The 16,040-nt window shown below is 49.5% G+C and carries 9 protein-coding genes and 1 pseudogene; 1 reads left to right on the forward strand and 9 read right to left on the reverse strand.

Going from position 1 to position 16,040, the window contains the following annotated elements; genetic code table 11:
* Positions 1-197: pseudogene (locus ACS5WU_RS13615) on the reverse strand (type II glyceraldehyde-3-phosphate dehydrogenase); the annotation flags it as partial.
* 405 nt (positions 198-602) lie between these two features.
* Here ACS5WU_RS13615 and ACS5WU_RS13620 point away from each other — a divergent pair.
* Positions 603-1,262, forward strand: coding sequence for a GntR family transcriptional regulator (locus ACS5WU_RS13620; RefSeq protein ID WP_046441883.1), 660 nt, complete (start codon positions 603-605; stop codon positions 1,260-1,262).
* A gap of 59 nt (positions 1,263-1,321) precedes the next feature.
* Here the strand turns inward: ACS5WU_RS13620 and ACS5WU_RS13625 are convergent, their stop codons facing one another.
* The 8 genes from ACS5WU_RS13625 to ACS5WU_RS13660 form a co-directional block, all read right to left on the reverse strand.
* Positions 1,322-2,539, reverse strand: a complete 1,218-nt coding sequence (locus ACS5WU_RS13625; RefSeq protein WP_302760756.1) for a GNAT family N-acetyltransferase — start codon at positions 2,537-2,539, stop codon at positions 1,322-1,324.
* A 209-nt stretch (positions 2,540-2,748) separates the two neighbouring features.
* Positions 2,749-7,686, reverse strand: a complete 4,938-nt coding sequence (locus tag ACS5WU_RS13630) for an InlB B-repeat-containing protein (protein ID WP_465089200.1) — start codon at positions 7,684-7,686, stop codon at positions 2,749-2,751.
* A gap of 443 nt (positions 7,687-8,129) precedes the next feature.
* Positions 8,130-8,585, reverse strand: coding sequence for a DUF1893 domain-containing protein (locus ACS5WU_RS13635; RefSeq protein ID WP_052740064.1), 456 nt, complete (start codon positions 8,583-8,585; stop codon positions 8,130-8,132).
* A gap of 275 nt (positions 8,586-8,860) precedes the next feature.
* Complete coding sequence (locus tag ACS5WU_RS13640) at positions 8,861-10,858, reverse strand: FAD-dependent oxidoreductase (protein WP_302760751.1); 1,998 nt, start codon at positions 10,856-10,858, stop codon at positions 8,861-8,863.
* 89 nt (positions 10,859-10,947) lie between these two features.
* Positions 10,948-11,967, reverse strand: a complete 1,020-nt coding sequence (locus tag ACS5WU_RS13645) for a LacI family DNA-binding transcriptional regulator (protein WP_046441896.1) — start codon at positions 11,965-11,967, stop codon at positions 10,948-10,950.
* Positions 11,968-12,083: 116 nt separating this feature from the next.
* A complete protein-coding gene (locus tag ACS5WU_RS13650) occupies positions 12,084-13,262 on the reverse strand; it encodes a sugar ABC transporter permease (RefSeq protein WP_302760748.1) in 1,179 nt (392 codons plus the stop codon).
* Positions 13,259-14,824 (reverse strand): xylose ABC transporter ATP-binding protein, encoded by a 1,566-nt coding sequence (locus ACS5WU_RS13655; RefSeq protein ID WP_413813681.1) that lies wholly within the window; start codon positions 14,822-14,824, stop codon positions 13,259-13,261. Before ACS5WU_RS13655 ends, ACS5WU_RS13650 begins: the two co-directional genes overlap by 4 nt.
* 35 nt (positions 14,825-14,859) lie before the next feature.
* On the reverse strand, positions 14,860-15,936 hold the full coding sequence (locus tag ACS5WU_RS13660; RefSeq protein ID WP_052740071.1) for a sugar ABC transporter substrate-binding protein: 1,077 nt from the start codon (positions 15,934-15,936) through the stop codon (positions 14,860-14,862).
* Positions 15,937-16,040 lie beyond the last annotated feature (104 nt).

The following is a 16,040-nucleotide window of genomic DNA, read 5'->3' on the forward strand; positions in this document are numbered from 1 at the left end:
CCGAATTTCGCACGGTTTTCATCCGATGCAAGATACAGGTTATATGGCATTCCCTTTTCATAGAGCGCACGCACCGCAAGCGTTGGCGCTACGTCCGCCACTCCTACAAGCTCCATATCCTCCTGTTTTGCAACTCCGTCAGCCAGCCGCTGGCCGATTACTCCATATCCCGATACTCCTACTCTTACTTTTCCCATTTCTTTTCCCTCCTGATTTTTCTCACTGACCACTAAAAAATTCCTGTTTCCCAGTGTCCAAATTATTTCTATATTTTTAAAACTGCGTTTTGATGAAACGACTCGACTATATTTTAAAAACCGAAAGAATACTTACTGTATACGAAAAAGGGTTTTATAATTAAAAAACTTCCTCGTTATTTTCGTTTTGTTATAACCAAGCTTTTATTTGCGATTTTTTTTAATTGTTTATTGGTATACCAAGAGTATACTTTCGCTTTTCTCCTTTGTCAACTGTTTCTTGATAAAATATTGTCTTTTACATAAATTCCTTGACTCTTGAAATATTTTGGTATAAACTTTTGGTATACCAAGAAAATACAATTAGTTTTTTTAATATAATTTTACGAAAGAAAGGTTTTATCCATGGCGAAATACCAGACGGATGCAAAAAATGATAACAAACGCGATTATGCGTATAACCGTATCAAGGAAATGATTATCTCCAACGAACTGCCGGGGGGCACTTTTTTGATTGAACGCCAACTGTGCGATAAGCTCGGTTTGAGCCGCACCCCGGTACGAAGCGCTTTGCAGGAACTGATTAACGATAAGCTTGCAGTCGGCTTCCCCGGCAAAGGCATCATGGTTGCAGAGATCACAGTGAAGGACGTGATTGAGGTATATCAGCTCAGGGAGGTGCTCGATGTGCTTGCACTGAAGCTGTTCCTGCATAAACTGGATAATAAACCTGTGATCGATAAAATGCGCTCCCATGTTCTTTCTATGAAGGAAATGCTTGAAAGCAATAATTTTGAAGACATGACCATGCACGACATGGCATTCCATAGCTGTTACCTGAACAATACCGGAAACAGCCGTTTGCAGGAAATCCTGCGTTCACTGTGGAACCAGATGCAGCGCATCGTGTTTTCTGTGAAATCGATGGAACGGTATCAGGAAACCTATCGGGAGCATCAGCAAATCATGGATGCAATCGATGAAAACGACTTTGAAAAGGCGCAGGAAATGCTTCGCGCCCATATGATTGCATCAAAAGTCTATCATATTGAAAGATTATCATAAACCCGGAGCGAAATTATAATTGCAGAAATGCCCCTGTCAAAATGGCAGGGGCTTCTTTTCTAAAAGTAATCTGAAAAATAAGGTTTTTCTGACGGGATGAGCATTTCAAGCAAGCTCAATACGTGGTAATCCGCTTTTATCCTGTCGTTATGGTACAGGTATGTCGGCCTCTTATAGCCCATCATCATAGTGGTCAGCGTTCCGATGTCAAGCTCAACCAGAGGCTCTTCCCCATCATAATCCGACTTTTCGCAGCATGCTGCCCCTTCGTTCCAGAAAAGATGGAAAACACCGTTATTCCACTCTGCCACCGGATCATGCACCTTGAAGTAAAAGTCCCGTTTTTCATCCGCAACCTGAAAAGGATATTCCTCCAAAAACGGCTTTACATCGACAATCCTTGCCATATAATAAGTTTTGATCGTTTCTTCAATTTCACTGTCTTCAAATTCGAACGCAATAGGCTGTCCGGAATAATTGGCTCCCTCGACCTGATTTACCATGGAAAAATGGGCGCTGATATAGTTCCAAATGCCATATTTCGCCTCCTGTGTCAGATATACGATTTCTTTTATCCGCAAAACCTCGTCCCGGATATAATAAATGACATACCCAAGCGGCTTTTGCTCCGTATTATAATAGACGGCTGCCATGATATCGTCCGACTCCCACCGCCAGTATTCATCCCATTCAAGCTCGCTGCGTATGAGCGCACCGTGGCGCTGCAGCGAAAAATATTTGTAAACGTTCCTGATATCCTCGTCCTCAACAGGGACGCGCTCAATCATTCCACCCGCCGGGCGAATCTTCGGGAGCTGCGTATCCTTGATGGTGAAGGTCATTTTATCAGAGACGATTTCCCATCCCTGCTTCCTGTAGAACGGAATCGAGTAAGGATACAAAAATGAAATCCATTGTTGTTGCTCACGCATATGCTCGAGCCCCATCCTGATCAGGGCATGGATAAGCCCCCTGCCCGTATACTCCGGGTAGGTCGCCACGCCTGTAAGCCCTCCCATCTGGAATATTTTCCCCTGAATGTTGACTTCCATGGGATAGATTACGATCTGCGAGGCAAGATGGTTCTTGTAAAACCAGCCAAGCACATACGCTGCGTCAAAAACAGGTTTCTTTGATTGCATGAGCTCTGTTTCGGACCACCCAATCCGCGCCATATCGCGCGAGGTTACCTGAAAAGCATAACGCAGCAGCGCGTCAAATTCCTCGAAATCGGCTTCATCGAGCCGCCGTGATTGAAAATGTTCTTCGTTCCACATGGAAAACACCTCCCTGTTGCTTGTCCTGTCAAAACGTTTTCCCTTACCTCTTATTATACATAGAATAGATTTACAGGCAACCAAAACCATTTTTAAATATTATGCCGTGAAGCAAAAAAGGCCCGGAGTCAAGCATACCGCTTTTGCCGGGCCTTCCAGACCGCATTGTACCGGCCTGTTGCAGGACATTATTATACGCTGCGGAAAAATTACCTTTCCCTTTTACCGATTGTCTTTTTCCTGTAACAAACGATGATACTTACAAATGCTCCAACCATGGCGAGTACCCACGGCAAAAGCGGCATTTCCGTGTCTCCTGTCGCCGGATTCCCGGAGTTCGGCTGCCCGGTTGGAGCTTCAGGGCCGGCAGGCCGGGTTGGAACAGGCGTTGGCACGGCGTCCTGCGAAGTCCATTTGGCATAGAGCGTCATATCCTCCTGCACGGTATCCGTATCGAAATTCCATTCGTTTATCCCCTCCGGTTCCCGGTACCAACCGTCAAAACAGAAGCCCTCCTTTACCGGAGCTTGCGGCGCGGCTATATGGTTTCCTGCCAATATGCCTGCCATTTCACGCACCCCGCTTCCGCCACGGCTGTCAAACCGTACGGTATAATAGGCAATATAGGGCGTATCCTCCGTATAGGCTATGGCATAAGCGGAAAACAGGTTGCTTTCCACAGTCAGCGTTTCATCGGCATCGTCCAAATCCGGCAGTACGGCAACTTCTCCGTCATGCTCCCTGAGCATGACATAAGTCCGGCCGGGGCTGAGCAGATCGGTTGGAATATTCACCACAATACGAACATGGTTCTTGATGGCAGGCACCTTTTCTCCGGGATTTCCATCGATATGCTTCAGGATCGAAATATCAAGGTGCATCCCTTCCAAATAACCGGTCTGTCCTACATCGATGCGTTCTTCTTCCCGTTCAAGCGGATTGATGACCAGTTTGAGAATAATGTGGTTGATCGTGCCCGCTTTCAGTTGTTTCGCCTCCTCCATCGAAATCGCGCTTGCAAGATTATGCAGATTTGGCGAATCGAAATCAGTGTCTGCTTTTCCACCGATCTCCAACTGGATATCGATCAAATCAAGGCCCGCGAGTTGCCCATGTAATTGTTCTAAACTGTCCGGGGATACTTTCTCTTTTTCCTCATCCGGCAGCTGCTCGTAGATAATTTTTGCAGTCAACACATCGTCAGTATGCTTGTCTTCATCCAGTTCCGGCGGGGTTATCCCTTCCACCGCTTTCTCTGCGTCCCGGGCCACCAAAGGTACGAAATATGCCTGTATGGAATGTGGCTGTTTCATTCCGGATAAGGTATATTCCTCCAATGCCCCGATATCCGAACCGTCCAGCAGTACTTTTTCCACTTTATAACCGTCGTCAGGAATAAACTGGAAGGTTTGCTCTGCATTCTCAAAAACGAGCAACGTTCCTTCCGGCGAAATCCTGCCATGCCCGCCGGATACGCCGGCAGTGACCGTAAAGGTATTTGCAATCTTCCATTCGGCCGTTACGCCGTTCTCCTGCCGCTGCAGCCCTAGGCCGTCTTTAAAATAAACAAATTTGGCGTCACCGCTTGCCGCAGCGATATATGTCTGCCCGATGGACGGCGTGCCCTCGATCCTGACGGCAGTGTCCCCTGTCGCCACATTTCCTATGCCCAATTTCTGCCCGGCGTTCATTTGTACGGTGCCGCCGCCTGTATAATTTCCGGAAACAGCTTCATCAAATGAGGAAAGAACCAGTGTACCGCCCCTGTCGACCTGAAGGTCCTTCGTGTTCCACAGCAGCTGGTATGTTCCGGCCTGGTGTGTCAATACCGCCTTGTCATAGACGCGTACCAGATTGATGCGATCATGGTATAAATACCCAACTTTAGCATTTGTCTGCGTAATTCCGTCCCCTATGTAAACGTCAATGCCGTCTGAAAGGGACGCGGTATTATTTTGCTGGATGTATCCCAGCGTGGTATCGCCTGTGATTCTGACCTGCGCATTTTTGGCGCTTGCGTTGCTGTTCCCCGCCGGATAAAAGCCGCCCGTTACGGTTACGTCATCCAGGCAGATATCAATCTCCCCGGCATACTGGTATCCCGTGGCTGTTTTATAATATCCCGCACCATAAATATCCTTCACAGTTGAACCTGTAACGGCAATCTCCGTTTTGCCACCGGTCTCGACATGGCCGCTTCCCGCTCCCCAGCCGCCACCGAGCAGATATGCGTTTCCAAGGTTGCTCCGCGTCACCTCGACTGAAACAGGTCCTGACACACGGGCGCTGGCTGTCGCGTCGTCCGCCGCCCAACCACCGCCAAAAGCCCAACCCGCATACTCCTGATCGTCTATGAAAACAAGGTGCGCCGCACCTACATCGGTATTCGCTCCGGCTGTGGCGGCATTTCCCCCGCCATAGATATATTTGGCGAATTTATCTTTCATATTCCGCAGCTCCAGCGTCGCAGTACCTGTTACCTGCGCCTTTGCCGCAGCATTGGAATATCCTCCCGCATACAGATCCTGATTGGGGATAACGCCGTCAAACATAAGCGTTGCATCCCCGTAAACCGTGACGTCCGCATTTGCGGCATAAGCACGTCCCGCTCCGGTTACAAAGCCATTGAAAGAGGCCGTTTCGCCGCCGTTTCCCAGGAACACTGTCTCTACTTTTTTATTGTTCCCCGCGCTTCCGACGCTCGCTCTGGCATCAACATTCGTCCTGCCCGCCGGTGTAAAATAAGCGCAGGAAAATCCTCCGCCCAACGTATTTGTGACGCTCCCATCTACGGATACGTCGCTGCCTGCTCCTTCCGCTTCACCGCCACCCACAAATTGACCGGAAATCGTACCGTTACTTCCAACTGTTGTTGATATATTTCCTTTTACCGTTGCATCGGCATCCACAGACGTGGTAAGGCCTGCCGCAAATAACCAGCTCCCAAAAGAAAAGCGATCCCCTACCACATTAACGACCGTTCCTCCAATAGAGGCGTCGCCATTTGATCCGTCCGCTGTGCCTCCTCCTATGTAATTGCCGGATATGGTACAATCGTCGCCAATGGCAGTGGATACATCGCCCCCGACTGCTACGGAGGTGTCCGTTTTTTTATTGAGTCCTGCCCCATAAAACCACCCTTCGCAGGAAAAATCGTTTCCGACGGTGGTATTAATATTGCCTTTTACATCTGTATGGCTCCCTGCCGGTACATAACTCGTATAGCTGGAATAGGGCAATCCTCCCGCAATAAAATTACCGTCCGATACACCGATCTTACGGCATGAAGCCTGATCTCCTATTGTGATATTTACAGCCCCGACATCGGCGCTTGCTGCGCGGTGGATATTACAATTAATGGTGCCGCCGCCTACGACGCCGCCCACCGTGGCATTATCTCCTACTTCTATATTCGTGCTGCCCTTTACGTCGCAGCTGCCCCCGCCCACGCTGGAACCGCCGCCTACAACAGCATTGTTCAGCGTCACACCGGGTGCGATTTTTATGGTTACGTCGCCGTTTACATTTGCCCGGCAGATATCCATACCCTCAGCCGGGGCAGGATTTGCATAAAGCCTTCCATCGGTATCTCCGCCGCCCGCAATGCAGCGGTCTGTGTTTGCGTTTTCGGTATTGTTCGAAACATTGCCATTTACTTTGATTACAACCGCACCCACGTCCGCAATCGCAGAGGATTCCGCAACCGCGCTTGTGGAATTTGCGCCTATGGTGGCATATCCCGCCCCAATCACAAAATCTCCGTCGTACCGGTCCGGATCCTGCGCAATATCTGAATCAATCGTAATACGGCAAGTGCCCTCTACATTCGCTTTGGAGGTAGTCCCGCCGTAATCATTCCCCGCATGGAAATTATATGCGTATCCGCCGCCGTACATTTTTTTCTGAACGGCACCGCCTGGCTGAATGTGGATATTGGTATCTCCGCCTACATTTGCCGTCGATCCGTAATACGCGCATCCTCCTCCGGCCATAAATATGACCGTGCCGTAAATATCAATATTTGTATTTCCGATGACGTTCGCGCTTTTACCCGCGCCTTCCGCATCCCCGCCGCCATAAACCGAAAAAGTAGTTCCATTGCTATAAGCGGCATGGGTGGAATGGACTACGATATTCGTGTCTCCGTCCACATCCCCATTCCGTCCGCCGCCATAAATAACCGTCCTGTTATATCCTCCGGTCGCCCCATCGTAGGTGATGCTGGTGCTTCCCGTAGTACGGTCCTTTGCACCGCCATAAATAGTACCGCCTACGCTGATAGCGCCTTCCACTGAAAACGGTATTCCATTCGCGTAAATATTGGCTTCCACTCCAAGTTCAACAAAAAGAATGACCGGCGCTTCTTTTGTGGCGTCTTCTTTTCCGGTTGTAATCGTAAACGAGGTGATCCCTTTATTCGTGGGTACGTCGATATAGGTAATCGGATCGCCATATACTTTGATATTAACTTTCATCGCAGCCGGATTTACAACCAGCCTGACATCTCCCGCAGGCTTATCCTCGCTGAAATCTATGAGCGCCGCATCGATTGCAGCCTGTATCCCTGTGCTGCTTACGTTTGCGTCTTCCACCATAATAACCGTATTGCCATCTGCATCCGTCCGCATATTTTCATTCCCGGACTGCGCGATCCGCACCTGGGCATATGGAATATCCGACTGTGCAAGCGACGCATCCAGTACATACAGCGAAGTGTCCCAAACAGGATTGAAGGTATAGACGTCAAAATCGGTGCCTGTGTAATCGTCTGTGCATACCCACTTAACCGGAATTTCCACAGTATCCGTTTTTCCATTAAGATGAGCTTGCAGCGAGTCCGGCAGGCCAATTTCTTCCTGTGGCACCTTACCGCCCACCTCAAATTCATTGGGAACTGCGCCGCCCTCATTATAATACCAGATAAATCCAGTAATATTTTGGGGAGAAATAATCCCTTTCTTTCCTGCCGGGCAATCCTTGTCATGCTCCGCAGCACCGCATTCTCCCGAAATCGTACATTCCACATCCGTTTCATTGGGAATTGCCTCCCCGGCCGCCAGCGCTGTTCCCGCGCCAGACCATATCGAAAACAACATCCCTACGCTGGCAACGAATGCCAGCAACCGTCTTCCCCGCCACCCTTTCATGGTCAACCTCCCTAACCCCAGTTGGTAAAATCGCTTTACAAAGCATAAAAGACTCCCGGATAGAAAATTTTCTCCTGGAGTCTTCTCTTCCAACTACGTCTATTCTTAACGTAATTATACCACAGAGCGCGAGGCCAAACAATAATATTCGCAAAATTTCGAATTAAAACAGCAGCTTATATTGGCTTTATAAAGCGATTTTCTGTGCCGTCCTGGAGTTCGTATCCATTGTTTAGAGCCCGTACGTATCCTTGCACAGGCACAGCACAATAAAAGTGTCGCCAAAATCCTTTATTTTACCCTACTCCTTCCGCAAAACAGTTTGTGCCGGTTCGTTCCTAAATCATTCATAGCTTTTATTTGGATCGGTTATCGGCCGGCAAAAACCTGCCGTATGCAAAAAATACCCGGCAAATAAATTTGGCGGGTATTTTATCGTTTTTTTATGCCTGCGCCATTCGCAGCTTTTCCGGTATAATTTTCCTGCGCCAGTCCTGTAATACCGCCACGCATTCGTCTACCGCGTCGATATGCTGTACCTTTTCCTCCAGCATACACATACCGCTTTTGTCCCTGTTCATGATCATTGGCACCTTTGTCTCAAATTCCGTCCTGATTCCATTCCTGCGCAGAAGGTCGTATCCTGCCTCGCTGATCATCTTTGCAAACACATATTTCGGTTTCAGGCTCACCACAAACGTTGCAGCCGCTTTTCCAATCACTTTATCAAAAATGGCGATTCCGCTGCGATGCAGCTCTTCCCGCTCGAAATATTCCATTAATGGAAAGATTCCCTTGCCCTGTCCAAGATACAGGATTTCCTTTTGATAAGCCACGACACACGCTGCTTTATCCTGCAAAATAATTCTTTTCGCTTCTTCCCGAATCCACCGATCCATGCTGCTTACCTCGCTTCCGTACCTGAATATTGACAATTTCGTTGTTTTGAGTTTACAGCGATTTTACATAACGCAGGTTATGCGAAATGTTTGATAAACCGCCTGCACATGCAATTTGTACCAAAAGATTGTAGCCAGGCTTTTGACAAGCCACCATAAATGGTCATACCATTATACTAATATACCAAGCACTGCCTGTCAAGGTTAAATTTTGATCAACAAAAAGCGGACGTTATAAACGTCCATTTTTTACAGGCAGCTTAGCACATTCTTTTTTATAACTCCATTGCAATTTCATACGCTTCATGAATTACGCTCATCAGGTTGCCGGGCTGTTTTGCGTCGCCTGCCAGATGCGTCTCCCAGCCTCTTGCTTTCAATTCGTCATAAAGCCCTGTATCCGGCAAATATCCGATAGCGCTTACTACGATATCCGCCGCGGCAGTTTTCCGCTTTCCATTTACGATGTAATTTACTTGCTTCTCTGCGATCTGTTCGACAGACGATGAGGTTCTGACAGATACGTGATAAAAATGCAAAAGGTCTCTGAGCATATTGGAATTTGCCCTGCACAGGCCGTCCACCTGTAAAATATCCTCCGCCATTTCCAAAATCGTTACATTTTTTCCCTGTCGCGCCGCATCGTAGGCAATTTCACAGCCAGTCAGTCCCCCTCCGATCACCACGACGTTTTTTTCGCTGTAGGTTCCTTTTTCCAGCAGCTCGACCGCGTCCGTCAAACGTCCGCTCCCGGGTATACACAGCTTTTTCTTTTGCGCGCCCGCACATACGATCACGGCATCCGGCCTTTCGCTTTCCACCACGTCCGGCGTTACTTCCATGCTTAGCAGGACACGTACGTTAAGGCGGTCAAGTTCGTTTACATACCAAGCGATCAATTCCTTATCTGCTGCCTTGAACGCAGGCATGGCAGCCGCAACAAATACGCCTCCCAGCCTTTCGCTCTTTTCCATCAGGCAGACGCGGTGTCCGCGCAGCGCCGCAGTACGCGCCGCCTCCATTCCTCCTATCCCGCCGCCGGCAACAAGAACGTTCTTCGCTTGCCCGGCTTCCGGTATTTGCCCTTCACCCTCGCACCCGATCCGTGGGTTAAGCGCGCAGGTAAGCGGCCTTCCAAGAAAGGTCTGCATACATCCGCTCTGGCAGGCGATACATGGGCGTATCGACCGTGTTTCCCCGCGCCTCACCTTGTTTGGCCACTGCGCATCGGCAAGCAATGCGCGCCCTATCGCCACCGCGTCAATTTTCCCTTCCGCCACCGCCTGGGCGGCCAGCTTCGGATCATTCATTTTACCCGCACAGAACACGGGGATCGAGACAACCTCCTTGATTTTCTCTGCCTCTTTCATGTTACAAAGCATCGGCATATAAACCGGCGGATGTGCCCAATACCATGCGTCATAGCTTCCGTTATCCATATTAAGCGCGTCGTAGCCCATCGTTTCCAGCATCCGGGCAACCACGGCGCATTCTTCGATTCCCCTTCCAAACTCCTGATATGTTTCTCCCGGCAGGGCTCCCTTGTTATAGCCTTTCATTTTACTTTCGCCGCTCAGGCGTATGATCACCGGGAAATCGCTTCCGCAGCGTTTTTTTACCGCTTTCAAAATCTCCTGCGGAAAGCGCAGCCGGTTTTCAAGGCTGCCGCCGTATTCATCCTCCCGATGGTTGATGGACGCGATTGCAAACTGATCCAGCAAATATCCCTCGTGCAGCGCATGCACTTCAATCCCGTCAAAGCCGGCTTCTTTAAGCATTTGTGCCGCATCCGCAAAGCCGTCCACAATTCTTTTGATTCTCTCCTTGCCGAGTGCACGATGCTTTAAAGAAGGCTCCCATACATTTGGCACACCGTCTGAAGGTGCCAGCGCATTTCGTTCAAGAAAGGGCCCGTTCCCTTTCAGGTCACCTTCCCGCACCACCAGGTTCCGTCCCACGCCCGCGCTCAACTGGCAAAAAATCTTTGCGCCGCAATCATGGATTTCCTTTGTCATTTTCCCTGCCTGAGGAACGAACGCATCGCGCACATCCGCAAACATTCGTCCGTTAAAGTCCTCGACAAGGCACGAACCCGTTATGATCAGCCCCACGCCGCCCTTTGCTCTTTCTTTCAGGATATTGGCATACCGCTGCGCAAACTGCATATTTTCGTCTACAAACGGCATAACGTCCATCGGGCATTGTACGATCCTGTTTTTGACGGTAATGCTTCCAACTGAAAACGGCTGGAATAAAGAACTGTACCCACTCATCTTTTTCCCTTTCCGCAATTTTTGCGTGCACAAAAGCAGGCGGCAGACATCCGCCGCCTCCTGTTTGCCATCATTAAATTGTTTCTAAATTAATACTCTTTTGGTTTTGCAGTCGATTTTCTGACGACCAGATGCGGCTCCAGCACGACCTGCCTCGGTTCCATTTTGGGATCGGCAATCTTATCCACCAGCATATTGCAGGCTTCCTCTCCCATTTTGTAGTTATCAAAATCCACCGTTGTGAGCGGCGGCATAAAATGCTTTGCTACCCAGATATTATTGAACCCGACGATCGACAAATCCTCCGGTACGCTCACGCCCATCTCATTCGCCCCGGAGACCGCGCCCATTGCAATGAGGTCGTTTGCAGCAAAAATAGCGGTCGGCCGGTCGCCCTTCATTGCGAGAAGCTTTTTGACCGCCTGCTCGCCGCCGTCGAAGGAAAACGAGGTCTCGATCACATAATCAAGGTTCAGCTCGATTCCGCGCATATGCAGGGCTGTGCGGTATCCCTGCAGCCTGCCGCTTGCCGTATCGGTGTAGAGCGGGCCTGCGATATGCGCGATCTTCTCATGCCCAAGCTCCACAAGGTGCTTCATCGCCAGCAGCGCGCCGTTGAGGTTATCAAGCCCCACATAAAGCGTATTTTCGTCGCCGCTGTTACGGTTGACGAGCACATAAGGGGTTTTCAGCTCCTCGATCAGCCGGATCGCCTTGATGTCCATGTGCGCGGAGAGGTAAAGTATCCCGTCGACTTTTTTGTTGACGAGCATCTGGATCAGCTTTTTTTCATTCTCCCACACTTCATCCGTATTGATGAGCAGCAGGCACATATCCCGCGCGAGCGCCGCGTCCTGCGCGCCTTTTATGATGTTGATAAAAAAGGGGTTGCCAATATCCGGCACGAGCATTCCAAGCGTTTTTGTCGATTTTGTCCGCAGGCTCTGTGCAAACGGATTGGGCAGGTAGGAAAGCTCGTCCGCAGCTTTAAAGATGCGCGCGCGTGTTTCCTCCTTTACCGACAAAGTCGGATCGTTGTTGATAACCCTTGATACAAGAGCCGGAGTAACTCCGGCCCTTTTTGCAACATCCTTGATCGTTACGCTCATAAAATCCTCTGTTCCTGATAAATTCACTTCTTTTATCTGTATATTATAAATGATAGTCTGCACAAACTTATAAGTCAAGTGCACATTCCATGGCAAATCGCGCGATCGCGCTGTTTTTAACTGGTAACCTTTTTGCGTGTCGCAACATCCATCCATACGGCAAGCAGCAGCACAAGCCCCTTTACCACATATTGGAATGTGTTATCAAGGTTCATCAGCGACATCCCGTTATCGATGGCGGTCATGATGAGCGCGCCGATCACCGCCCCAAATACGCTGCCTTCGCCGCCCATCGTGCTCGTGCCTCCGATCACCGCGGCAGCGATCGCGTCAAGCTCCATATTCTGTCCGGCAGCAGCGGTGCCCGCGTTGATTCTTGCAGTATACACGATGCCGCTTGCCGCGCACATCGTCCCCATCACTACAAATAGCAGGAATAAACGCTTTTTGATGTTGATACCCGACAGCCGCGCCGCCTCCCGGTTCCCGCCAATCGCGTAAATTTGCCGTCCAAATGCCGTATTGTTCGAAATAAACGAAAACAGCACCGCAAGGATGATAAGCAGTAAAAACGCATAGGAAAGTCCAAGATTCAGCGACAGGATCGCCATAATGCCAATCACCACAATGCTGACGATTACGATTTTTGCAATCAGCATCCCTTTTGGCGCAACGCCCAAGTGATAACGTTTCCTGGAATTCTCCTGGCGTATCTGCATCACAGCAAATATCACGCAGATCACAACCCCGATAATGATTGCCGTATCGTTGAAGCCCGAGCCCTCCGCGCTGAAAATCGGCGGGATATAGCCTTGCCCGATTGCCTTGAACTCATCCGTCATCGGCGCAATCGTCATGCCCCGTGTGATGCCGTATACGATGCCACGGAAAATGAGGCTGCCCGCAAGCGTAACGATAAAGGACGGCACCTTGCGGAACGCAACCCAAAAGCCCTGCCAGCAGCCGATTCCAACGCCAACTGCAACCGTCACAAGAATGGTCGGTATAATCGACCAGCCCATGTTGACCATCAGCGTCGCGGCAACCGCGCCTGTAAGGCCTACGCACGAGCCGATCGAGAGGTCTATTTCGCCGGCTACCAGCACCAACGATACTGAAATTGCCACAATACCGATTGCGGAAGCCTGCAGGAACAGGTTTGAAATATTCCTTGAGGTAAGGAATGTCCCTCCCGTGAGGATCGCAAATACGATTGCGATAGCCACAAGAATCAGTACCATTGTATATTGTCTTGCATTTTTTGAAAGTTCTGTTTTGATTGTTGATGTTTTCATCCTACCATTCCCCCTGTGGCATAATACATGATCCTCTCCTGATCCACCTCGCAGTTGTTGAGCTCTGCAACGAGCTCGCCCTCGCACATCACTAGGATACGGTCGCTCATTCCAAGGATTTCCGGCAGCTCGGAGGAAATCATAACAACGCCCACGCCATCCTGCACAAGCCGGTTGATGATTTTATATATTTCATACTTTGCGCCTACGTCGATTCCCCTTGTCGGTTCGTCCAGAATGAGTATTTTGGGCTCTGTAAGCATCCACTTTCCAAGCACCACCTTTTGTTGGTTCCCACCCGAAAGGTTTCCTACGATCTGCTCGCTGGACGGTGTTTTGATCTTCATCTCCCGGATCATCTTATCTGTGGATACTATTTTTTCCACATTATTGATCACACCGCCCTTTGATATTTTCTCAAGACTGGCGATGGTCATATTATCCTGGATATCCATTTTGAGGTTAAGGCCATAACGCTTCCGGTCCTCCGATACGTAAGAAATACCGTTTTTGATCGCCTGCTTCGGTTCCCTGATCTGTACTTTTTTCCCTTCAATGGCGATTTCCCCTTCGGTGTAGCCGTTATAGCATCCAAACAGGCTGAGGGCAAGCTCTGTCCTGCCCGCGCCCATAAGTCCCGCGATTCCAAGCACCTCGCCCTTTTTGATGGTAAAGCTTGCGTTTTTTACAAGCTTTCGTTCCGGCACCTCAGGATCTGTGACCGACCAGTTTTTGATTTCGGCGATCACCTCGCCCGTCTTGAATTTTTCCTTGGGATACCGCTCTGTGATCTCGCGGCCCACCATACGCGTAATGATTTTATCTTCCGTAAATTCAGAGATATCCCCTTCGTCCACAACCTGTCCGTCTCGAATTACGACCACCCGGTCCGCGCATTCAAAAACTTCATTCAGCTTGTGTGTAATAAAAATACACGCAACGCCCTTATCCCGAAGCTGCTTGATAATTCCCAGCAGATTTTCCGATTCCTTTTCGTTGAGTGCCGCCGTAGGCTCGTCAAGAATCAGTACCCTGGAATTTTTTGAGATCGCTTTTGCAATCTCCACAAGCTGCTGCTGACCGATGCCAAGCTGTACCACCGGCGTTAACGGTTCAACATCCAGATTTACCTCCTTTAAGTAAAACTGCGTTTTTTTGATGCTTTCGTTCCAGTCGATCGCACCGAATTTATTCCTGATCTCATTTCCCAGATAGATATTTTCCGTTACATTCATCAGCTTGCACAGTGCAAGCTCCTGATAGATAATCTGAATCCCGGCATCTTCGCTTTCCTTGATATTCGCAAACTTTTTTTCTTCTCCCTCAAGATAAAACCTGCCTTCGTAGCTTCCATGCGGATATACCCCGCTGAGTATTTTCATCAGGGTGGATTTCCCCGCGCCATTCTCCCCGACGACAGCCAGTATTTCACCTTTTTTCACCTTGAAGCTTACGTCTGTGAGCGCCTTAACCCCCGGAAAAGTTTTGGAAATCGCATCCAGTTCCAACATATATTCCTGTTTCATTTGTACTTCCTCTTTCGCTGCTATTTTACGGGGCACGGTATTTCACCGCGCCCCGCGCCAGTACAGTATTTTTATTCTGCGAGTTCAGGGAAATACCCGGAATCAATCAGCTCCGCCTGAATGTTGTCCTTTGTGATTACCGTCATCGGTACGAGGAACGCCGGTACATCCTTCGTCTCATTATTCCTCACCTCGTCCGTCGAAGGCGTTTCGCCCTTCAAAATCTGGTCTGCAACCTCAACGGCTTTGCCCGCTACGTCATATTTATTTTTGAGTATCGTCATAGTCTGCGTCCCTTCAAGGATGCGTTTTGCTGCTGCCAGCTCGCAATCGCCGCCGGTTACGAGAACCTGGCCCTGCAGGTTCTGTGCGGTAAGCGCTTCGATCGCGCCGCCTGCCGTACCGTCGTTTGTGCACAGCACTGCCTGGACGTCGTTCTGGTTTTGTGTCAAAGCATTCTCCGTGTGGTTAACGGCCTCCTCCGGCGACCATCCCTTGCAAAACTGATCCGCAACAATCTTGATCTTTCCGGAATCGATTTTCGTTTGCAGCGCCGCTACTGCCGTATCGCGGTAAAGCTGTGCGTTTGTATCGAGGGAATCTCCCGTCAGTACGATCATATTGCCTTCGTCCAGATTTTCATCCACATATTCGCCGATTAAAGTCCCTACCGCTTCATTGTCCTCCGACACATAGTAATCGAGGTCTCCGCCCACCATCCGCACGTAAGAAATAACAGGTACGCCCTGCGCATGTGCGTCGTCAACGATCTGTGCCGACGACTTTTTATCCACCGGGCACACAATCAACAGCTCTGCACCGTTTGCAAGCATATTTTTGCATTGCTGTATCTGCGTATTGGAATCGTCGTTTGCCACCTGTTTGCCAACCACATCGTAGCCAAGATCCTTAAGCCCCTGTTCGATCAGGTCGGCCTCCTCCACAAACCGGTTGACAGTGCTTGTGGGGATTGCGATCCCTACTTTTTTCCCTCCGCCGGAGCCGCCCGACGCAGCTGTCTGCGATGCCTCGCCTCCGTCGCCCTGTGCCGCCGGGGCAGAACAGCCTGCTGCCATTGCAACTACCAGAAGAATCACCACTATGATCGAAACATATTTTACAAACCTACTCCTACCATTCTTTTTCATTACCGATCTCCTTACCATCGTTTATTTTATTTGCCGCATCGGCGGCAAATAGAGGTCTCTTTTCCAAAACTTCCCATTGTGTGTTAATCTCTGCGCGCTTTTGC

The sequence above is a fragment of the Christensenella sp. KGMB01412 genome, assembly GCF_055522415.1.